Here is a 21,401-nt window from a genome sequence, read left to right as displayed (position 1 = left end):
GGTGCCACGGCGGCAATCGCCGAGTTGCCGCAGATCGAGTTGCCGCATGCGACCAGCAAGGCCATCCGATGATGCAAGCCCAGAAGGCGCCCGATACCGTAGCTGACCACGATGGTCACTCCGACGACGACTACGATGCCGGCCAGCAGTCCCAACCCGGCTGCGTTCAGTGTCTGGGTGCTGAGCGAGGCGCCCAGCAGGACCACGGCAATTTCGAGCAAGGTCTTGGCGCTGAAACTGATTCCGGGCTGCAAGTAAGCGGGTGGCTTCCAGAGACTTCGCACAGCCGTTCCGATGAGAATGGCGAGGACCAATGCTTCCAGCCAGGCGCGCCCGAACAACCACTCCTCAGCCAGTTGCAGCCCGAAAGCGACCAGAGTGACAGCAATGCACAGGGCAACGCCGGGCGCATGGGTTCGCACCCAGGCCAGCGTGCTGGAATCGATCGGGCGCCTTTCAGTTAAGGCATGGGGTCCGAGGGGGGTAGACATCGCGTTCTCGCTATTTCGGTGACCAGAAAGAGCACGAATTATCGCGACGACTGATTCTATATTCCAACGCAGAATATAGAACGAATTGATCGGTTATATAGAACGATGCTCGGACAGCGGCGGCGATGCGTCGCCCCTCCCGAGATGGGGGGCGATTTACCAAGCGATCTTCCCTACCATGACGACGTCAGTCGCCAACCTTCTACCTTCATGTTTCAGTGCGAACACGAGTTGCTTACCGGGATCGAGTCAAAGGTAGACCAGCCGTCGGATAACGAGTCCGGGCTGGGCGAACTGGCGTCTGCGCATGAGCGTTACGCCGCCTGCGGACGGAAAGAAGTCGTCCTGTCGGCGCCGCGTCGCCATCTGGCGATCCCGACAGGAATCGGCTGCAAGCCGAATTCATCCATGCGCTGCGCCCACCTGACGGCGCGACGGACGGCGCGTCAATGACAACGGTGATCCCAACAACAGAGTCGGAAGAACGCGGGTTCAGTACCTCGACGATCGTCGTACTCGTGGCTGGGCTGTCCATGCTTGGACAGTTTGCGATCGCCACGTACCTGCCGGCATTTTCGGTGATGGCGCAGGCGCTGCATGCCACTCCTGCGCAAGTTCAGCAGTCACTGTCGGCCTACCTGCTCCCGTTCGCATTGATGATCCCATGGCATGGGGCGATCTCGGATGCAATCGGCCGACGCCGGATGATTTTGGCCGGCAACGTGCTGTTCACCATCGGGTCGCTGATGTGCGCGGCGGCCCCCACCCTGTCGCTTCTCTATGCCGGGCGGGCATTGCAAGGCGTGAGCGCCGGCGTCGGCGTCGTCATTGGCCGGGCGATGGTGCGCGACGTCTTCGATGGCACGCACGCGCAAAAAATCATGGCGCTGGTAGCGATGATCTTCGCGTTGGCGCCCGCACTCGCGCCCATCTGTGGCGGCTGGCTGCTGCTGTGGACCGGATGGCGCAGCATCTTCATCTTCCTCGCGATACTGTCAGCAGCCCTGGTAGTGGTCAGTTGGTTTCTTGTGCCCGAAACCCTTCCGCCCTCTCGCCGGCACCGGCTGGACCCGGTTCCGCTCGCGCGTGCCTATGCCACCCTGCTCACGAAGCCGCGCTTCGTAGCGCTCGCATTCGCCAACGCGGCAGTCAATCTGGGAATCTACCTGTATGTGCTGGCCGCGCCAACCTTCGTCGTGAAGCATCTTGGCCTCGGCGAGCAGTCATTCGGCTACCTGTTTGTGCCGATCGTGCTGGGCCTGATCGCCGGCGCCGCAGTCGCGCATCGTATTGCCGGCAGGGGCAGTCCAGCGCGCAGTGTGATCCTTGGCCATCTGGTCATGGTTGTGGCTGGCGTGATCAATATCGGCGTCAACGCGATGCACGCATCTCCATTGCCGTGGGATCTGGTGGCGCTGCCCATCTTTGGCCTCGGGATGATGTTGACTCAGCCCAGCCTGCAGGTGATGGCCCTTGACTGTTTCCCGGAGCGACGCGGGCTGGCGTCCAGTTGTTATGTCACGGTTCAGCAGTTCGGCAACTTTCTGTCGTCCGCATTGCTGGTGCCGCTACTGCTCGACAACACACTCCACATGGCCCTAGGCATGGCGGTTCTGCAATGTCTTGGTCTGCTGATGTTCTTCATCGCAATGCGCGATGGGAGATCGGATTAAGCGGATCGGGAGCTGCGTCGGTCGCCAATGAGGCTGCATGAGGCTGCAAGTCGCAGTGGGTGCCGAATACAACCTGCCGGAGCGGACCAAGGTGTACGCGCAAGCCGGGTATGTCGACAACGATGGCACCATGAACCAGACGGTCATCCATGGCACACCCGTAGCACCGGGTAAGTCCACTACGGCGGCGATGGTCGGCATCCGTCATACTCTCTGATGACGCAATCCACACAACAAACGACCGGAGTATTCAATGAAAACATTCAGGCTGGCTGTCGGAGCCGCTCTCGTTGCAACTTCCTTGGCCGCGTGGTCCCAGTCCAGCGAACCGGCCAGCGCGCCGGGCGCAACCGCGATGACGGCGTCGGGTTCAGCGGCCCCGGCCACGGGACGAAAGGCGAATCGCGCGCTGCGGCGGCAGGTTTATAACGCCATCGCAAACCACAAGGAGATCAGTGCCGGCAATATCAGCGTCGTCGCAAAGGACGGCGCGGTGACGCTTAGTGGCACGGTCACAAATGCTTCCCAGGTGAGCACGGTCGCGGAAATCGCGAAGAGCGTTCCCGGAGTAATTTCGGTCACCAACAAGCTGACCGTGGAACAACCATTTGGCGGGCAGTAAGCTGTCGTAGTCGGCACGGCAGGCCGACTAATCAGAGGGTCCCGCCGACTTCAACCGACAGTGTCGACTTCCGATCAGGCGGCCTCGCACTGCTGCTGAGGCTTGCTTGTCCTCGCTGACCAGCACCTCGACGAGGCTCGCTGGCGCGCTCCGCCGTCATCGGCGTCATGTCCTAATCGATATCGAGCCGCAACGAAGTACTCGTTCCCCCGCGTGCAGAGCTGGCCGTCGATGGCGCTGCAGGTCACCGGTCATGCGGCGAGTCTGCACGGGCTCATCATAGGCGCGTCCTCCCTAGGCGGGTACACGTTCCACGAACCGTCGCCGTGCCGGAAGAAAACAATCGCCAGACAACTTGCAGAGGGGCCTCCGCCGACGCGTACGTAGCGGGTTCGATTGACGGATGTACGACTGAACTCAATCACGTGCACTGTCGTGTTGGCGCAGTGCCCAAGCCACTTGTCGATCAACCGTCGCAAACAATTCTTACCGTTTCGCATCTCGCTTTCCCTGAAACGTAACACCGGAGGTCTGCCAAGCCCATCGGCAACCGGGAAGGCCGCGTGCCCGAAATCATCGCGGCTGTCGTGCCCTCATGATTTGCCCGCCTCTGGCGTTGCGCGAGGTACCCTGGCCTTTCCCTTAAAGTAAAGTCTAGGGGGTACCGTTCCTTGGCGCCCCCCTCATCCCGGGAGGGGCAGGGAAAAGCCGGATACGAACTCTTGCGTCTCGAAGGCGAACGGGTCGAACTCGAAGAAGAGACCGCCTCGGCCGCACGGGCGCTTGAGACAACCAAAGCGGACATGGGGCAATTTCGGCGCCGATGCCACCAGCCGGTCGGACGTTTGTATGCCGAATTTGATAGGCGCGTCACCGGCTGTCTACCATCGGCGCCACGCTTTTCCTTTACCTTCCCCGCACCGGAATCAACACACGAGCTGACTCGGCACGGCCACGCTTCATGCGTCGGCCATGCGCCAGTTCGGCCGGCGCCAGACCGCGTGGTTTCAACACGGCTGGCCGCCGCGACAGGGCTATCGCACGGACGCTGCGTCCTGCGCCCGCCTTGCGCACATCGCGGCGAATGCGTCTTCGAGATTGCGCGCGGAGCGGCCTTCGAGTATCACCCGGTCCACCTCGATGCCATGCGCGCGAAAGCACACGGCGATGCGCGCGCGGACAGCCTCGACGTCCAGCTGGGCGGACTTCCTTTTCAATGCGTGTGCAACTCTTATATAAGATATAAGACATTTGACGTCGCGGGGTAATGCAATTAGAATCCCGTTCAAAGCACTGCCAGGAACAGCACCTGGAGTGCTTGAAAAGCCTTCCTCTTAAACGCCATACCAGCAGGTCCACCATGCTTGAGAACTTTCATGCTCACGTAGCCGCGCGCGCCGCGCAGGGCATTCCTCCCCTGCCGCTGACGGCTCAACAGACCGCCGAACTGGTGGAACTGCTGGCGAATCCGCCCGCCGGCGAAGAGCAGGCGCTGCTCGACCTGATCACCCACCGCGTGCCCGCCGGCGTGGACGAAGCCGCCCGCGTGAAGGCGGGCTTCCTGGCCGCCGTGGCCAACGGCCAGACGGCCTGCGCGCTGATCTCACGTGCCCGCGCCACCGAACTGCTCGGCACGATGCTGGGCGGCTACAACATCCAGCCGCTGATCGAGCTGTTGTCCGATGCCGAAGTGGCTGCCGTGGCCGCCGACGCGCTGAAGAAAACCCTCCTGATGTTCGACCAGTTCCACGATGTCAAGGAACTGGCCGACAAGGGCAACGCCCACGCCCGCGCCGTGATGCAAAGCTGGGCCGACGCCGAATGGTTTACCAGCCGTCCGGAAGTGCCGCAAAGCCTGACCATCACCGTCTTCAAGGTGACGGGCGAAACCAACACCGACGACCTGTCGCCGGCCCCGGACGCCACCACCCGCCCGGACATCCCGCTGCACGCGCTGGCGATGCTGAAGAACGCCCGTCCCGGCATCGTCCCGGAAGAGGACGGCAAGCGTGGCCCGGTCAGGTTCATCGAGTCGCTGAAGGAAAAAGGCCACCTGGTCGCGTACGTGGGCGACGTGGTCGGCACCGGCTCCTCGCGCAAGTCGGCTACCAATTCGGTGCTGTGGTTCACGGGTGAAGACATCCCCTTCATCCCGAACAAGCGCTTCGGCGGCGTGTGCCTGGGCGGCAAGATCGCGCCGATCTTCTACAACACGATGGAAGACGCCGGCGCCCTGCCGATCGAACTCGACGTGTCGAAGATGGAAATGGGCGACGTAGTCGAACTGCGCCCCTACGACGGCCGCGCCCTCAAGAACGGCGAAGTGATCGCCGAGTTTCAGGTCAAGTCCGACGTGCTGTTTGATGAAGTGCGCGCCGGTGGCCGCATTCCCCTGATCATCGGCCGCGGACTGACCGCCAGGGCACGTGAGGCTCTGGGTCTGGCCCCGTCGACCCTGTTCCGCCTTCCGCAGCAGCCGGCCGACAGCGGCAAAGGCTTCTCGCTGGCCCAGAAGATGGTCGGCCGCGCCTGCGGCCTGCCGGAAGGCCAGGGCGTCCGGCCGGGCACGTACTGCGAACCGAAGATGACCTCGGTCGGCTCGCAGGACACCACGGGCCCCATGACCCGCGACGAACTAAAAGACCTGGCGTGCCTGGGCTTCTCGGCCGACCTCGTCATGCAGTCGTTCTGCCACACCGCCGCCTATCCGAAGCCGGTGGACGTGAAGACCCACCAGACCTTGCCGAACTTCATCAGTAACCGTGGCGGCATCTCGCTGCGCCCGGGCGACGGCGTGATCCACTCGTGGCTGAACCGCATGCTGCTGCCCGACACCGTGGGCACGGGCGGCGACTCGCACACTCGTTTCCCGATCGGCATCAGCTTCCCGGCCGGTTCGGGCCTGGTCGCCTTTGGGGCCGCCACCGGCACGATGCCGCTGGACATGCCGGAATCGGTGCTGGTTCGCTTCAAGGGCAAGATGCAGCCGGGCGTGACCCTGCGTGACCTCGTCAACGCGATTCCGCTCTACGCCATCAAGCAAGGCATGCTGACGGTTGCCAAGCAAGGCAAGAAGAACACCTTCTCGGGCCGCATCCTCGAAATCGAAGGCCTGCCCGAGTTGAAGGTCGAGCAAGCATTCGAATTGTCGGATGCTTCAGCCGAGCGCTCGGCCGCCGGTTGCACGGTCCACCTGAACCAGGAGCCGATCATCGAATACCTCAACAGCAACGTCACGCTGCTGAAGTGGATGATCGCCCAGGGCTACCAGGACCCGCGCAGCCTGCAGCGCCGCATCAAGGCGATGGAGCAGTGGCTGGCCGACCCGCAACTGCTGTCCCCGGATGCCGACGCGGAGTACGCGGCCGTCATCGAGATCGACCTGGCCGACATCCACGAGCCCATCGTGGCCTGCCCGAATGATCCCGACGACGTGAAGACGCTGTCGGACGTGGCTGGTGCCAAGATCGACGAAGTGTTCATCGGCTCGTGCATGACCAACATCGGCCATTTCCGTGCCGCGTCGAAGCTGCTGGAAGGCAAGCGCGACATCCCGGTCAAGCTGTGGGTCGCCCCGCCGACCAAAATGGACCAGAAGCAACTGACCGAGGAAGGCCATTACGGCGTCTTCGGCACAGCCGGCGCCCGCACCGAAATGCCGGGCTGCTCGTTGTGCATGGGCAACCAGGCACAGGTGCGCGAAGGCGCGACGGTCATGTCGACCTCGACCCGTAACTTCCCGAACCGCCTGGGCAAGAACACGAACGTGTACCTCGGCTCGGCGGAACTCGCGGCGATCTGCGCGCGCCTGGGCAAGATCCCGACCAAGGACGAATACATGGCCGACATCGGCGTGATCAACGCCAACGGCGACAAGATCTACCAATACATGAACTTCGACCAGATCGAGGACTTCAAGGAAGTGGCCGACACCGTGACGATGTAAGCGTGCTATCGGGCTACGGCGGTTTGTTCTCGTCGTAGCGCCACGAAATGGCGCCGCAGGCTGAATGCCTGCGGCGCCATTTTTTTTGGTGCGGCGGCAGTCGAAAGTCGAACCCAGATCAATAGATCCGCGCCCAGCCGTGAACCTTCATCGAGTCGACGGCCGCGCCGTGGTCCAGCCCCTGCCAAATTTTCTTGTGGGTGTAGTTCCACTTGAAATTGATCAGCGCGTCGATGATCGGGATGTCGGGGCGGGTGTAATCCACAGTGCCATAGAGCTGGTAATAAAAGCGCCAGGTGCCGCCATGCGGAATGCCAACGATCGTGCAGCCGCCAGCAAATACGGCCTGCCCGGCTTGAAAGACCGGCCCCTGGACGCGCCCCTGATTCCGCTTGTTGCGCTCGGCGACGCCGCCGGAACCGTAGTAGGTTGGCTTGTCGCACGACGCGACGTTGTTCAGGACGATACCGTGGACGGCATAGTCGGCAACGGCGTTCATGTGCAGTTGGTCCAGGACGCCCGTTGCTCCGACCGTCTGCACGTCGCAGTCAGCGCCCGCCCCCGCCGAGTGCGCGTGGGTGTTCGCGTGATAGACCATCAGATCGGTGCTGCCGGCGATTGTGTCAACGAAGAACTTGCACCCGGTCAATGTGTCGGTGACGAACAGGTTGACGCCCGCGGGCGCCGGGCACGGGAGGCGGACCGACGTGATCTCGTCGTCGAAGTACTTGAGGTAGATGGTGTCGCCGGCGCCGACGGCCGCCGTGCCCGACAGGCGGTTCCGCGCGTCGGTTGTCGTAGCGGCCGCGATGGCCAGGGTGTTGCGCGCGATGTTGGTCGGGTAGATCGTGTGCACGTTGCGATAGCGGGTGACGACCGCCGGCACCGCTGGAGCCGGCACTGCCGCCGCCGGCACGGCCGCGTTCACCGCATCGGGGACCTGAAAGCTGCCAACGAGATAGGGTTTGCTTTTGATCGAATGACTGGTGACCGGCATGTCTCGACTCCGTGTGCTTGGGGTGCGTCACGCGTTGCGCCGGCCGGGAGCGGAGGCGACCAGGAAGCGTATTTTGATAATACACGCTGCCGGCGTAGGGCGAGAAGGCTCGCCGCAATGAACTGGCACGTCGAAAGGCACGCCATGAGCGGTCAACCGAGTTCCGATAGCGAACTGACGGCGGCACGACTTGCGCGCCGGCCCCGGCAAGCGCCTGCGCCGTTGCGAAGCCGATGCCGCGCGCCTCGCCCGTCACCGACCTTGCGTGACGCAAGCATGCGCACCTCAGCGGCGATCAGAACGAGTGCGTCATACCGATCCGCGCCACCATCTGATGCGAATTCGACGATGGGCTTGCCGCGCCGGGAATCAACGCCGTATCGAGTGGCGTGCCCGTATTGCCTCCACTCACCTTCTGATAAACCAGTTGCGTATAGACGCTGGTGCGTTTCGATAACAGGTATTGAGCCATCGCGCCGACCTGGTTCCAGTGCATCGCACTCTCAGCCCCGCCTTGCTTCAGATGCGCCATCGTGTAGGTGTACATGCCGGCAATGGAAAGATCGACTAGAACGTCGTACTTCGCGTTGAATTCAACGTTATCGAAACGCAGGCTGGCGTTGTTCAACCCGAGGTCGCCGATATAAACCGACGAAACCGGCTGTTGCACGTTCACATGCGTATAGACGAGGCCCAGCGTCGCTGGCCCCGCTCCATAGCTTGCACCGATACCGTAGATCTTCTGACCTGCCGCGACGAAGTTCACGTCGTCCGAGGCCACGGCACCGGACGACGTCGCGCCTGCATCTGACAGGTTTTCATACACGGCGCCAATCGTGAATGTCCCGTAGCTGTACTTCAAGCCCGCGCTGTACATGCGATTGCCCGCGAACGCGCCTGCCTGATTGCTGAATCCGTACAGCGCCGTGGCCGACAACCCGCCATATTCGTTGCTCGTGAACTTGACCGAGTTGTTCGGACGAAACGTGGCGTCGGTGTTGTCGTTATCGAGCGGATGCGAGAACAGATAGCCGCCCCAGTAACCATTCGCCGTCATCGGCCCGATGACATCGGTCACCGAATCGAACTGGCGTCCGAACGTGAGCGTCCCGAGCGTATCGGATTGCAATCCGGCATACGCCTGGTACCCGAACAGTCGCCCGTTGTAATAAGCGGCGCCATTGTCCAGCGTGAGGCCGCTTTCCAGGTCGAAGATCGCTTGCAGTCCGTCACCGAGATCTTCGCTGCCCTTCAAACCCCAACGGCTCGTCACCATATCGACACTCGACATCTGCCACGCCTTGTGTCCGCCGGCATTGCTCGTCAGATTGAGACCTTCGTCCAATACGCCGAATAGCGTGACACTGCTTTGCGCGTGTGCGGCGGCGGACGCGTAAAGCAGTGCTACCGCCAGAACCATTTTCGAATTCATGCGGCGTGTCTCCAGCCTTTTGATAAACAGGCGATTCAGGGTTTATTTGAGTTCGTCGTACTTCTTGAGCGCGTGCAGCGCCATGCCTGCGCTACGGATTGGTAGCGGAGGTCGTATCAAGCGCGAAAATTGCCCGGCCCAGCGCCGGACCCGCGCTGCCGGTTTGAAACGTGCGGCGTTACTCAGCCTGTTCGCGATTACCCACGAGGTCGCGCACGCGCGGCGTAATGGGCACGGGCACGGGCGCGGCGGCACGCGAACGCTCGCGCAGTGCGCCTACCAGACGGCGTCCTTGCGGACCATGAACCGAGTCGGGTTCGGGAAAAAGCCACAGCAAGGTCAGATACAGCACACCGCCCACGGCGAACGACACCGGCACACTGAGATCGCAGCCGTCCGCGAGTGAGCCCAGGGGCCCGACGAACTGTCCCGGCAGATTCACGAATGCGAGGCCGATGAATGCCGCCGGCATCCACGCGCCCATCGCGCGCCAGTTCCAGCCATGCTTGAACCAGTAGTGGCCGCCGCGCCCGCCGCGGTTGAACACTTGCAGATCGTCGGCAAGATAGAAGCCGCCGCGCTGCACGAAGCCGATCACCATGATCGCCATCCACGGGCAACTGAAGGTGCAGATGAGGGTCGAGAACGTCGCCACGCTTTCCACGAGGTTGAACGCGAAGCGGCCGACGAAAATGAAGCCGATCGCCAACGTGCCGATCAGTATCGTCGCGCGCACACGGTTGAGCAGTTTCGGAAACATGCTCGACATGTCGAGGCCCGTGCCATAGAGCGCGGTCGTGCCCGTCGACATGCCGCCGATGATCGCAATGAGACACATCGGCACGAGAAACCAGCGCGGCGATACCGCGAGCAGACCGCCCACATAATCGTTCGAGCTGATGAAGCTGGGCGCCTGCGTCGCGATGATCGTCGCGGTCACGAGGCCGAAAAGGAACGGCACGAACGTCGCGATCTGCGCGGCGAACACGGCGCCCATCACACGATGGCGGGGCGTGGATTGCGGAATGTATCGCGCCCAGTCGCCGAGCGTGGAAGCGAACGAAACGGGATTGCTGAGCGCCACCAGCATCGCGCCGATGAACGCGGCCCAGAACCCCGCGCTGCCCTGATGAAGCGTGCCGGCGTAGTGCGGGTCGAAGGCCTTCGCGAACGCGAACGCGCCGAGCACGAACATGAGGCTCGCTGCCCATACGGCGATCTTGTTCACCCACAGCATGAAGCGGAAGCCGTAGATGCACACGATCAGCACGAGGACAGCAAACACCATGTAGGCCGAGCCGAGCGTCCACCCGTTGACGGGCAGACCCACCATGCTGTGCGCGCCGCCCACGAGCGCGTCACCCGAACTCCATACCGCGAGCGAGAAAAACGCGACTGAGGTGAGCACTGCGAGAAACGAGCCGACGATACGGCCGTGAATGCCGAAGTGCGCGCCCGAAGAGACGGGGTCGCTCGTCCCGTTGCGCGGCCCGAACAAGCTCATCGGCGCGAGAATGCAGGTACCCGCGAGCACGCCGATGATGATGGCCCACATGCTGGCTTCGAACGACAGTCCCACCAGAACCGGAAAACTGCCGAGCACCGAAGTCGAAAACGTGTTGCAGCCGCCGAACAGCAGGCGGAACAGGTCGACGGGTCGCGCGTAACGCGAGGCGTCTGGAATGCGCTCGAAACCGAAGGTCTCGATCTGGGTAATGCTCGTGTTGTCAGCCATGTTGTCTCGCTCCTTATAAGGCGTCGTCCGGCGAATCGCCTGCATCACGTTCGCCGGCCGGCGCAGTCTTTATTGGCGGTGATTTTCTTGCACTTGAATGGGCGCCATATTGCGTTTTCAAAACGTTCACAACGGGTGCAGCCAATGTTTGGCGGCGGTCATACGCTCACTGCGGATTCCGGCTGATTCACGCAGGGCTCGCCTTCGCTCGCGCGCGAACCATAGACACCCAAAAGGTCTTCACAGAAGGCTCGTATGATCGGTTTGTCGCTCATGCCGCGCTTCATCGCGAGGTGGAGCGGCACGTCGAAGCCGAAGGTGTTACGTCCCAGCACGCGGATCAGACCGCGCTGCTCGAATGGTTCGGCAAAATGCGCGGGCAAATAGCCGATGTGGCTGCCCGAAAGAATCAGCACGGAGGCGGCGTCGATGCTGTCCGCGATGGCCGTCACCCGGCGCTCCTCGATGCTCGCGAGTTCTTCGGGCACGGGATAGCTGCGCCAGATCCAGTCGTGCGCGCGTAGATCGCCGGGTGTTACGTTGGGGGCCTCGTGAAAAAGCGGATGACCACGCCCGCAACAGATCACCTGCCGCTCGCTGAACAGCCTGCTATACGACAGCCCCGCGACGCGATGCCAGAAGTAACCGATCGCAAGATCGAGTTGATGATTGACGAGACTTTCCTCGAGTTCCTGCGGCGATGCGACGCGCATCGCGAAGCGCACGGCCTGATCGCGCTTGCGAAACGCGCCGATGGCTTCGGCAAGCCGCGCGTTCTCGAAGTGCGATGCCTGCCCGATCAAGCCGATCGACAGGGTGCCCACGAGCTTGCGGTCGATATCGCGCACTTGATCGACGAATTGCGAAGTTGCGGCGATCAGCGCGCGCGCCGACGCCACGAAACGCTCGCCCTTCGACGTGAGCCGGAAGCCGCCGCGCCCGCGTTCGCAGAGCGTGAAGCCCATGCGCGTTTCCAGCGCGGAAAGCTGTGAGCTGATGGTCGACTGGCGCACGCCGAGCGTCGCTTCGGCGGCCGTGATGCCGCGCGCATCGACGACCGCGAGAAAGACACGCACCAGGCGCAGGTCGAGATCGGAGGTATTGGAGAACATGCGTTACGTCGCGCTGTGGGGCGTCGCGATGCACCCCGAAGCACGGAGGCTTCCGGACGCGTTTCGCGGCACGCCGCGTGGTGGTTACATCGGAAAGCCCATTGCCTTGATGCCCTTGATCCATGCGCGCTTCCAGCCGCCTTCGGCATCTGCGCCGTCGAACGCATGGAAGGTCACCTTCGCGGCCAGCCACCGCACCGGCTCGGGCGGAATGTACGTGGGGCTTTGATTGGCGATGTCGAGCGCGCGCTCGGGGCTTTCGCGGTCGTACAGGATGTTCAGGCCCATGAACGCGCCAAAGCGGCTCGCGGCCACGCCGAAACCCGTGTAGCCCGCGACGAACACCGCCTTGTCGCCGAGATAGCGTTTCGCGAACACCGAACCGCGCGAGCAATAGTCGATCGGGCCGCCCCACGCGTGCGAAAAGCGCACGTCGCTCAATTGCGGGAAGGTCTGGTAGAACGCCTGCGCGAGACGGTAGTACGTGTCGCGCTTCTGGTCGCGCGGCGGATTGGGATCGCCGTCGAAGTGATAGCTCACGAGGCCGCCGAAGATGATGGTGTTGTTCTTCGTGAGGCGGAAATAGTTGAGCTGCGTGCGCGTGTCGTAAATGCCCTGGCGGTGCTTCCAGCCGATGCGCGACAGTTGTTCGTCGGTGAGCGGCTCGGTCGCGAGCACGTGATCGCGCACCTGCAATACGCGCCGGTTGATGTCGGGGATGCCCACTTTCGCGGTCCCGCTCCCGAACAGCACGCGCGTCGCGCGCACGCTGCCCTCGGGCGTTTTCACGAAGACGGTCGAACCTTCGTCGGCCACGCTCATCAGCGGGCTGTGCTCATAGAGCCGCACGCCGAGCGCGAGCGCCGCACGCTTGAGACCCCACGCGAGCTTGGCCGGGTGCACGATGCCGCTGCGGTTGCGCGACCAGAGCGCGCCCGCGAACAGGGGTGAATCGAGTTGTTCGCGCGTAGCCGCTGCGTCGAGCAGCACGACGTCGTGGCCGTAAGACTTGTGCAGATCGTAATCGGCGCGCAGATGATCGATGTGATCGGGTTCGACTGCCACCGTCATCTCGCCATTCCATTCGATGTCAGCGTCGATGCCGTAGCGCTTGAGCGTCGCCTCGAAACCATCGAGATTGCGCTGGCCAAACTCTTCGAGCTCGGCGATGTCCTTCGGGAACACCCGCACCGCGTTGGGCAGACCATGCATCACTGACGTCGAGATGATGCCGCCCGCACGCCCCGACGCGCCATGCGCGACCCGGCCCGCTTCGATCAGCACGACATCGAGTTCGGGCATCTGTTCCTTCGCCTGCACGGCGGCCCACAGACCGGTGAAACCGCCGCCGACGATCAGCAGGTCGGCGCGCGTGTCGCTCGCGAGTGCCGGCTCAGCGGGCGGTTCAGCCGGATTGTCGAGCCAGTAGGGCGAGAGCCTGGTGCGGGCGAGCGCTTCTTCGACGCTCAGTTCGACGGATGCGCGGCGCGTCCCGCGCGACGGACTGAGCGGGCGCGCAGCGAGGTCCGCTTCGAGAAATTGGGCGCTTTCATTCATGGTGGGCCTCCTCTTCGGGCGCTGTGCGGACACCGGCGCTCGGCATGCAAGTCACCGACGCGATGTGCCGACCGGCAATGCGCGAAGGTGCTCATGATGGATTTCACTGCTTGACGGGAAGGACGGCGCCGCGCCGTGTGTGCGGGCAGCGGCGCGGCTTGCAACGGCTATCGTTGCGGTTCGAGCACGATGTAGAACTTCTTCGCGTCCTCGATGGTTTCCCAACGGCCTGCGAAGCCGGCCGGCAGAAGATAGCCCTGCCCCGCCGTGAATTCCTTGCGACCGCCGTTCACGTCGGTCAGCGCGATCTTGCCCTCGACGAGCCAGACCGCTTCGTCGGCCGTCGTCGCAGGGAATTCGACGGCGCCGGCCTTGCCTTCCCACCAGCCGATCACGTAATTGCCGCTTTGGCCCTCTGCCGCGCGCCAGTCGCTTTCGTCCATGCCGTAGTCCAGCTTGGTGAACTGCCCGATGCCTTCGCCCAGCGGCGCGATGTCCTGAATCAGCTTGCTCATGTGCTTCCTTTCTTGCGTCGGTTTTGATTGAATCGGTTCGCCAAAGTTACCGACACATGGCGCCCCGGTATGCCCCCCCGCAGGGGGGACAAAGAGCGTTTAGCGATGCGCGGGTAAATACCTAGATCGTCGAAAGCACCGTCTGGCGGGCGATGCGGCGCATGGTCTAAAATGAGGCAGACTTTTCCTTGGGGCGCGCCATGCTGCTCAACGTACCCCCGCTCAATCGAAATCAAGCCGGGTTTCCGCTCTCGTTCAAGACGCTTGGCGATGTCATCGAAGCTGTTGGCACACCCGATTTCGTGCGGCGTCTCACGCTGCTTCTCAACGAGGTCGTGCCGCTCAACGTCGTGCACATCGAGCGTTCGCGCGTCGACCGCAGCAAGCCCACGGGCTTTCGCTGCGAATGGATCGGCAGCAGCGGCGTAGGAATGGACACGGGCGTCATCTCCGAAGTCATGACGCTCTACTACGACCGCTTTTACGACAGCGATCCGCTCTTCGCGGGCATCCGCGGCAAGATCGGCACGCTGCTCGTGGTGCGCGACATCGGTGCGATACCGCCTGGCGAATTTCGCCAGCGCCTCTTCGACGAAGCGTTGATCGCGCACGAATGCGTGCTCGCGCGCGGCACGCCTTACGCGCAGGATTCCATCGCACTCGAACGCTCGCTCGATGCACCGCCGTTCTCGCTCGCCGAGATGAACCGCTTTCGCAACGTGAGCGATTTCCTGTTTCCGCTGCTGGAGTTGCACGCATCGATAAGCGCCGCGAAGCGTGTCGCGCATCCCACGTCGTTCCTGCATCCGCTCGCGCAATTCGACGCACGTATCGCCGCCGATCAAGTGCTTTTGTCGAAGCGCGAATACGAAATCTGCACGCATCTCATCACGGGCCGTACGGTGCCCGAAGCCGCGGAGATCATCGGCGTGCGCATCGGCACGGCCGAGTCGTACGTGAAGCGTGCGTTCGCAAAGCTCGGCGTGCGCACCAAGCGCGACCTGATCGCGTGGGGTCAGGTTTGCCCCCGTCCGCCCGCTCTCTGAAGCCGCGTTCACATCGAACAGTCCCGGTGTAAACATTTCCACTTCGTGATTCGCGCCGCAGTGCCGTCGCCTAAGATTGCCCCGTCCATACAACGATGACGGGAAACTGCCCATGCAGCGCCAACTCAACCAGCCGCTCGGCGGCAACGACATGCCGCGATTCGGCGGCATCGCGACCATGATGCGTCTGCCTCAGGCGAGCAGCACCGAAGGCCTCGATGCGTGTTTCGTCGGCGTGCCGCTCGATCTCGGCACCTCGAACCGCTCGGGCGCGCGCTTCGGACCGCGCCAGATCCGCTCGGAATCGGTGCTGCTGCGCCCCTACAACATGGCGACGCGCGCCGCGCCCTTCGATTCGCTGCAAGTGGCCGACATCGGTGATGTCGCCACCAATCCCTTTGACCTGAAGGACTCGATCCGCCTGATCGAATCGGCTTACGAAGCGATCGTCGCGAACGGCTGCCGCCCGATCACGCTCGGCGGCGACCACACGATCGCCTGGCCGATCCTGCGCGCGTTGCACAAGAAGTACGGCAAGGTTGCCGTCGTGCACGTGGATGCGCACGCCGACGTCAACGACACGATGTTCGGCGAGAAGATCGCGCACGGCACACCGTTTCGCCGCGCAGTGGAAGACGGTCTGCTCCAGTGCGACAAGGTCACGCAAATCGGCCTGCGTGGCACCGGCTACCACGCCGACGATTTCGACTGGTGCCGCAAGCAAGGCTTCACCGTCGTGCAAGCCGAAGCCTGCTGGAACCGGTCGCTCGCGCCGCTCATGGAAGAAGTGCGCGCGCGCGTGGGCGACACGCCGGTGTATCTGAGCTTCGATATCGATGGGCTCGACCCCGCGTTCGCGCCGGGCACCGGCACGCCCGAAGTGGGCGGCCTGACCGTGCAGCAAGGCCTCGAAATCGTGCGCGGCATGCGAGGCCTGAACGTCGTGGGCGCGGATCTCGTCGAGGTCTCGCCGCCTTACGATCAGGTCGGGACGACGGCGCTCGTGGGCGCCAATCTCGCCTTCGAGATGCTCTGCGTGATGCCAGGCGTCAAGTATCGTTAAAAGCACCCGAGGACAATTATGGCCACTCAATTCGAGCAACGTCCTGAAGACGGCTCAGTCATGCTGCCGGCCGCGACGATCGCGGGCACGCGGTACGGCGCGTCGAACCGGGAAGCCGGTAACGCAATCCACAACGCATCGACCGGTGAGGCTATCGGCTGGCAGGAACATGCCGATGCCACGCAAGTCGATGCCGCCGTGCGCGCGGCGCGGGCAGCGCTCGATGCATGGCGTAACTGGCCGCCTGCATCGCGCGGCAACGTGCTGCGCAAAATAGCCGGGTTGCTTGGAGCAGACCGCGCGCGCCTCTCCGCGATGCAGCAGCGGGTGAGCGGCAAGCCTCCGCTCGAAGTCGACACCGATGTGAGCGACGCCATCGCCACGTTCGACTATTACGCGGACCTGTGCGCGGACGATTCGCTGTTCGCCGCCGAGACGCTTGCATTGCCCGACAACACCGTGACGGGCGAGCGTCATTACGAAGCGGTTGGCGTGGCCGCGCTGATCGTGCCGTGGAATTTCCCGATGGTCACGACCGCGTGGAAGATCGCTCCCGCGCTTGCGGCGGGTTGCACGGTGGTACTGAAGCCGTCCGAATTCACCTCGCCGGTCGAGCATCTTCTCGCGGAGATCATGACGGCGGCGGGTCTGCCCGACGGCGTCGTGAACCTCGTGAACGGCGGCGGCGAAGTGGGCGCGCTGCTCGTGGCACATCCGCTCATCGACAAGGTTTCGTTCACGGGCAGCACGGCCGTGGGCCGCAAGGTCATGCAGGCAGCGGCGCAGGACATGAAGCGCGTGACGCTCGAACTCGGCGGGAAATCCGCGCTGATCGTGCGTGCCGACGCGGACATCGAACACGCGGTCACGCTCGCGGTGGGTAGTGCGTTCACGAACGCCGGGCAGATGTGTTCGGCGACCTCGCGCATCATCGTGCACGACGATGTCTACCGCAAGTTCATGGCCATCCTCGAAGCGTCAGTGCGCGCGCTCGTGATCGCGCCGCCGCAGACTGAAAACGTCTCGATCGGCCCGCTGGTTTCCCGTGCACAACGCGCGCGCGTGCAAGCGTTGCTTGAACAAGGCGTGGCCGACGGTGCGACCATCGCATTCAGCGGTGCGCTCGACAGTGCCTGCGCGGAAGGCTTTTTCATGGCGCCCGTCGTGGTCGCCGAGCCGGATACGGAGAACGTGTTGTGGACAGATGAAGTGTTCGGGCCGGTCGCGTGCGTGAAATCGTTTCGAACCGACGACGAAGCCATCGCGCTAGCCAACGACACGTGTTATGGACTCGTGGCGACGGTCGTGACTCGTGACGACGACGCTGCGCGCCGCTATCGCCACGCGCTGCGCGCGGGGCTCGTGTGGATCAATACGCCGCAGTTGATCTTCCCGCAAGTGAGTTGGGGCGGACTCGGCTTGAGCGGCATCGGCCGTGAACTCGGTCTTGCCGGATTGCGCAGCTATCAGGAAATGCGCCACAGTATCGTGTTGCGTGGATAGCTTCGCGCTGACTCAATGTTGTGGATTGGCGCTAGGGACGGGAACGCGGCCGTTTGAACGGTCGCGCCTCGATTGACGCGTCGCGAGATCACCCGTTCGACATTCAGCTTCTGCCGTCCGCGTCAAGGCGAAGATCGGCCTTATAGCAGTTGCCGGTTCGACGAACGGAGCCCCACACCCAACTCTCTTCAATACCCTATCCTCATTACGAGGCTCCTTGATGAGCCGCTGCGATGGCTGCGTCGCGCTCCTTGGCAGCTTCCGCCTTCTTGTGGTCGTAGACTTTCTTCGCGGCGGCAACCTTCTTGTCATACGTCTTGTTGGCCGAGGCGACTTCCATGCGCATCTTGACGATCTCGTCGGTGCTGCCGGTTTGCGGAGCAGCTTGATTGGTTTGCGCCCACGACTGCCCCGATGCAACCGCAGTGAACGCGATTGACAAAACCAAAAGTGCTCGATTCATATGCCTCATGCTTGCCTCCGATTGCTGAATTGAACGAAAGTCACAGGTTGGTCGCCAACACTTCGTATAGCGACGCATCCTCATTTAGGCTAAAGGCGGGCAGCGCATCATTCGACTGTTCGCCATTTCATTTCGCAGCTTTCTCGGGTATCCCGCTGACGAAAGTCCTACTGGAAGATATGCGAACCAATAAACGATTTCAAGAACTACCGTACTGTCTTATATCCTGTTGTTTCTTGCCTTGTCTTGTCTTCATGCATGAACGGGCTCCCCGGACGTGATATTTGGTGTGGTAAGCCCGACACCTGCCAAACAGGGTTCGCCCCAGTCCTTCTGCGCGAAAAGCGGAGACAAACCTATGGACCAACTTGGCTTCGTTCTCATCGTAGCGCTGCTGCGAGCTTTATCACTGCTTCCTTACAGGTGGGTCGCGAAGCTTGGCAGCGCGCTCGGGGCAGCCTTGTATAGACTTCCAAGTCGCCGCAAACACGTGGTCCTTGTCAACCTGCGCCTCTGTTTCCCCGCGAAGACTGAATGCGAACTGGATGATCTTGCGAGGAACCACTTCCGCCACGTGGCGCGCAGCTATCTCGAACGCGCCATTCAATGGTACGGCAGCGCGAAGTCGCTGACCAGTCTCGTCGAGATCGAAAGCAAAATCGATCTTTATGACAAGGACGCTCCGCCTACCATTTTCATGGGCTTTCACTTCGTGGCCATCGAGGTTGGCTGCATCCTTTTTTCGACGCGCCTGCCTGCCGCTTCCTTGTATACGCGCATGTCGAACACACGCTTGTGCGACCTGGCGAAGCGACAACGTGGCAGATTTGGCGCAGAGATGATTGAACGCTCGACCAGCGCCAGAAAGATCGTCGCACTGTTGCGGTCCGGCAAACCCGTCATGCTCGCGGCGGACATGGATCACGGCATCGACAACTCTGTTTTTGTCCCTTTTTTCGGCGTTCCCGCCTGTACGCTCACTTCCGTTTCGAGACTTGCGCGGCTGGGCCGTGCGCGGGTGGTACCGTTCGTGACCGAGGTGCTGCCCAATTATCGAGGATATAAGTTGACCGTCTTCGAACCGTTGGATGACTTCCCATCCGACAGCGATGCGGTTGACGCGCGTCGCATGAATGCGTTTCTTGAGACGCAGATTCTGAAATTTCCGGAACAGTATTACTGGGTACATCGACGCTTCAAGCATCGTCCGCCAGGAGAGGCGGGGGTGTATTGAACACGTCCTTTGCAGCGAACTCCTTGAGAAATCGAGCTTCTTCAAAGCGGCGCCCATGATTCCACTACGACGGGAGACCGGCACCCGATCATGCCCCGCAAGGCTTCCGATTTGCCGCGCGCAACTGTTGCCGCGAGCGGGACATCTGCTTGAGACATCCATGATGCGTCGAGCTGCAAAGTAACCTCGCTGTAAAGATCGACCGGGGTCAAAGAGCCAATCTTTTTGCAATATCAAGCCCGCAAGTCGTAGTATTCTTGAACGTCCCTCTGCTCCCCGGTGATAGCCGCAACGCGGCTATGTCACGTCAAATATCGTGAGGTTATGAAAGGATGATGACGAGTCGATACCTTGCTTGTCTGTCCCCGAGTTCCCCACCGAAGAGGGCAGCGTCCATCCCAGCTATCCAGCAAGCGGCATGTTTTTGAAGCACGAGTCAATGCGCGAACCTCGCCGACGTCTGGCGACGCTCTGCGGTGACTGATCTCGCTCAAGCGGACTATCTTCTTTGGGGCATCTATGAAAACGCTGTTTCTGCAGGCTCCTTCTTTTGACGGCTTCGACGGCGGAGCGGGCTCACGTTTCCAAACGAAGCGCGAGATTCGATCTTTCTGGTATCCAACGTGGCTCGCCCAGCCCGCTGCGCTGATCGATGACAGCCGCGTCCTGGATGCGCCCGCAGATGGCCTGTCGCTCGACGCGTCTCTCGACATCGCCGAGCAGTTCGACCTCGTCATCATTCATACGAGCACGCCGTCGTTCTCGAGCGATGCCCAATTCGCGGAGCATTTAAAAAGACGAAGGGCCACGATACTCGTCGGGATGATCGGGGCAAAAGTCGCCGTCGATCCTCACGGGTCGCTCACCGCGAGCGATGCGATCGACTTCGTGTGCCGTGAAGAATTCGACTTCACGTGTCGCGACATCGCGCAAGGGCTCGCGTTCGAGTCGATTCTCGGTCTCAGCTATCGCCTGCCTGACGGCGGGATCATGCACAACGAAGCCCGGCCGATTCTGGAAGACATGGACCAGTTGCCCTTCGTCGCGCCGATCTACAAGCGCGACCTCACGAGCACAAATTACTTCAGCGGCTACCTCAAACATCCGTATGTGTCGATCTACACAGGGAGAGGCTGCAAATCCCGGTGCACCTTTTGCCTCTGGCCGCAGACGGTCGGGGGTCATCGCTATCGCACGCGTTCGGTCGGGAACGTCCTTGAAGAAGTGAAATGGATCAGGGACAACATGCCCGAAGTCAAGGAGATCATGTTCGACGACGATACCTTCACCGATCTCAGACCGAGAGCCGAAGAGATCGCCCGCGGTCTTGGCAAGCTGGGCGTGACGTGGTCATGCAACGCGAAAGCAAATGTGCCTTACTCAACCCTCAAGGTGATGAAGGACAACGGGTTGCGGCTCCTGCTTGTCGGCTACGAATCCGGCGACGACCAGATCCTCGTGAATGTCAAAAAGGGGCTGCGAACCGATATGGCACGCCGCTTCAGTGACGATTGCCGCCAACTCGGCATCAAGATCCACGGCACGTTCATTCTCGGGCTGCCCGGCGAGACTCACGAAACGATCGAGAAGACGATCCAGTATGCGCAAGAGATCAATCCCCACACGATTCAGGTGTCACTCGCTGCGCCTTATCCGGGTACGGTCCTTCATAAGCAAGCGGTCGAAAATGGATGGCTGAACGAGAGCAAGGTCATCACTCTCGTCAATTCCACGGGCACTCAGCTTTCAGCTATCGGCTATCCGCACTTGTCGCGCGAAGAGATTTTTCGCAGCGTGGAGGACTTCTACAAACGCTTTTATTTCAGACCGACGAAGATCTGGGAAATCGTCCGCGAGATGCTGGTCAGTTGGGAGATGATGAAACGGCGCCTGCAGGAAGGCGTGCAGTTCTTCAGATTTCTACGGGAGCACAAGGCGTAATGCCCTTGGTTCGACGCACGTTGCTGGCCTTTCACCGTGCTGGCAACGTGCCGTGGTGCCTTGGCGTCAGC

17 protein-coding genes and 1 pseudogene are annotated in these 21,401 nt (G+C 62.0%); 9 read left to right on the top strand and 9 right to left on the bottom strand.

Going from position 1 to position 21,401, the window contains the following annotated elements:
* Positions 1-491: putative sulfate exporter family transporter (locus tag AWB68_RS15930; RefSeq protein WP_125482946.1), on the bottom strand; the 491-nt coding region annotated here is incomplete at its 3' end.
* Between the two features lie 449 nt (positions 492-940).
* Here AWB68_RS15930 and AWB68_RS15920 point away from each other — a divergent pair.
* The 3 genes and pseudogenes from AWB68_RS15920 (at position 941) to AWB68_RS15910 (ending at position 2,786) form a co-directional block, all read left to right on the top strand.
* Complete coding sequence (locus AWB68_RS15920; RefSeq protein WP_087645309.1) at positions 941-2,164, top strand: multidrug effflux MFS transporter; 1,224 nt, start codon at positions 941-943, stop codon at positions 2,162-2,164.
* Positions 2,165-2,210: 46 nt separating this feature from the next.
* A pseudogene (locus tag AWB68_RS15915) lies at positions 2,211-2,381 on the top strand (porin); the annotation flags it as partial.
* Positions 2,382-2,417: 36 nt separating this feature from the next.
* Positions 2,418-2,786, top strand: a complete 369-nt coding sequence (locus tag AWB68_RS15910) for a BON domain-containing protein (RefSeq protein ID WP_087645307.1) — start codon at positions 2,418-2,420, stop codon at positions 2,784-2,786.
* Between the two features lie 1,034 nt (positions 2,787-3,820).
* Here the strand turns inward: AWB68_RS15910 and AWB68_RS15900 are convergent.
* Positions 3,821-4,003, bottom strand: coding sequence for a hypothetical protein (locus tag AWB68_RS15900; protein WP_087645305.1), 183 nt, complete (start codon positions 4,001-4,003; stop codon positions 3,821-3,823).
* A 143-nt stretch (positions 4,004-4,146) separates the two neighbouring features.
* Between AWB68_RS15900 and acnB the strand changes: the two genes are divergently transcribed.
* Positions 4,147-6,732 (top strand): bifunctional aconitate hydratase 2/2-methylisocitrate dehydratase, encoded by a 2,586-nt coding sequence (acnB, locus tag AWB68_RS15895; protein ID WP_087645304.1) that lies wholly within the window; start codon positions 4,147-4,149, stop codon positions 6,730-6,732.
* Between the two features lie 118 nt (positions 6,733-6,850).
* Here the strand turns inward: acnB and AWB68_RS15890 are convergent, their stop codons facing one another.
* From AWB68_RS15890 to AWB68_RS15865, 6 genes are all read right to left on the bottom strand, one after another.
* Positions 6,851-7,729 (bottom strand): hypothetical protein, encoded by an 879-nt coding sequence (locus tag AWB68_RS15890; RefSeq protein ID WP_087645303.1) that lies wholly within the window; start codon positions 7,727-7,729, stop codon positions 6,851-6,853.
* A gap of 295 nt (positions 7,730-8,024) precedes the next feature.
* On the bottom strand, positions 8,025-9,161 hold the full coding sequence (locus AWB68_RS15885; RefSeq protein ID WP_087645302.1) for a porin: 1,137 nt from the start codon (positions 9,159-9,161) through the stop codon (positions 8,025-8,027).
* A gap of 178 nt (positions 9,162-9,339) precedes the next feature.
* The gene (locus AWB68_RS15880; RefSeq protein ID WP_087645301.1) at positions 9,340-10,896 is read right to left on the bottom strand and encodes a purine-cytosine permease family protein; all 1,557 of its coding nucleotides are present in this window, start codon (positions 10,894-10,896) and stop codon (positions 9,340-9,342) included.
* A gap of 158 nt (positions 10,897-11,054) precedes the next feature.
* The gene (locus AWB68_RS15875; RefSeq protein WP_087645300.1) at positions 11,055-12,008 is read right to left on the bottom strand and encodes a LysR family transcriptional regulator; all 954 of its coding nucleotides are present in this window, start codon (positions 12,006-12,008) and stop codon (positions 11,055-11,057) included.
* An 84-nt stretch (positions 12,009-12,092) separates the two neighbouring features.
* Entirely contained in the window at positions 12,093-13,565 is a 1,473-nt protein-coding gene (locus AWB68_RS15870) for an NAD(P)/FAD-dependent oxidoreductase (RefSeq protein ID WP_200828708.1), read from the bottom strand.
* Between the two features lie 167 nt (positions 13,566-13,732).
* The gene (locus tag AWB68_RS15865) at positions 13,733-14,080 is read right to left on the bottom strand and encodes a cupin domain-containing protein (protein WP_087645299.1); all 348 of its coding nucleotides are present in this window, start codon (positions 14,078-14,080) and stop codon (positions 13,733-13,735) included.
* Positions 14,081-14,280: 200 nt separating this feature from the next.
* Here AWB68_RS15865 and AWB68_RS15860 point away from each other — a divergent pair, with 200 nt between their 5' ends.
* From AWB68_RS15860 to AWB68_RS15850, 3 genes are all read left to right on the top strand, one after another.
* Complete coding sequence (locus AWB68_RS15860) at positions 14,281-15,126, top strand: LuxR C-terminal-related transcriptional regulator (RefSeq protein ID WP_087645298.1); 846 nt, start codon at positions 14,281-14,283, stop codon at positions 15,124-15,126.
* Positions 15,127-15,238: 112 nt separating this feature from the next.
* Positions 15,239-16,189: an agmatinase gene (gene speB, locus AWB68_RS15855; RefSeq protein ID WP_087645297.1), complete on the top strand. Its 951-nt coding sequence runs from the start codon at positions 15,239-15,241 to the stop codon at positions 16,187-16,189.
* 18 nt (positions 16,190-16,207) lie between these two features.
* A complete protein-coding gene (locus AWB68_RS15850) occupies positions 16,208-17,692 on the top strand; it encodes an aldehyde dehydrogenase family protein (protein WP_087645296.1) in 1,485 nt (494 codons plus the stop codon).
* A gap of 205 nt (positions 17,693-17,897) precedes the next feature.
* Here AWB68_RS15850 and AWB68_RS15845 read toward each other — a convergent pair whose 3' ends face one another.
* On the bottom strand, positions 17,898-18,140 hold the full coding sequence (locus AWB68_RS15845; RefSeq protein ID WP_374729577.1) for a hypothetical protein: 243 nt from the start codon (positions 18,138-18,140) through the stop codon (positions 17,898-17,900).
* A 373-nt stretch (positions 18,141-18,513) separates the two neighbouring features.
* Between AWB68_RS15845 and AWB68_RS15840 the strand changes: the two genes are divergently transcribed.
* Together AWB68_RS15840 and hpnJ are read left to right on the top strand one after the other, a co-directional pair.
* On the top strand, positions 18,514-19,389 hold the full coding sequence (locus tag AWB68_RS15840) for a lipid A biosynthesis lauroyl acyltransferase (protein ID WP_087645294.1): 876 nt from the start codon (positions 18,514-18,516) through the stop codon (positions 19,387-19,389).
* 519 nt (positions 19,390-19,908) lie between these two features.
* The gene (gene hpnJ, locus AWB68_RS15835; protein WP_087645293.1) at positions 19,909-21,330 is read left to right on the top strand and encodes a hopanoid biosynthesis associated radical SAM protein HpnJ; all 1,422 of its coding nucleotides are present in this window, start codon (positions 19,909-19,911) and stop codon (positions 21,328-21,330) included.
* Positions 21,331-21,401 lie beyond the last annotated feature (71 nt).

Source organism: Caballeronia choica, from assembly GCF_001544535.1.
Lineage (GTDB): Bacteria > Pseudomonadota > Gammaproteobacteria > Burkholderiales > Burkholderiaceae > Caballeronia > Caballeronia choica.
Note: the sequence above shows the minus strand (reverse complement) of the source record. Positions and strands in the feature narration are given on the sequence as shown.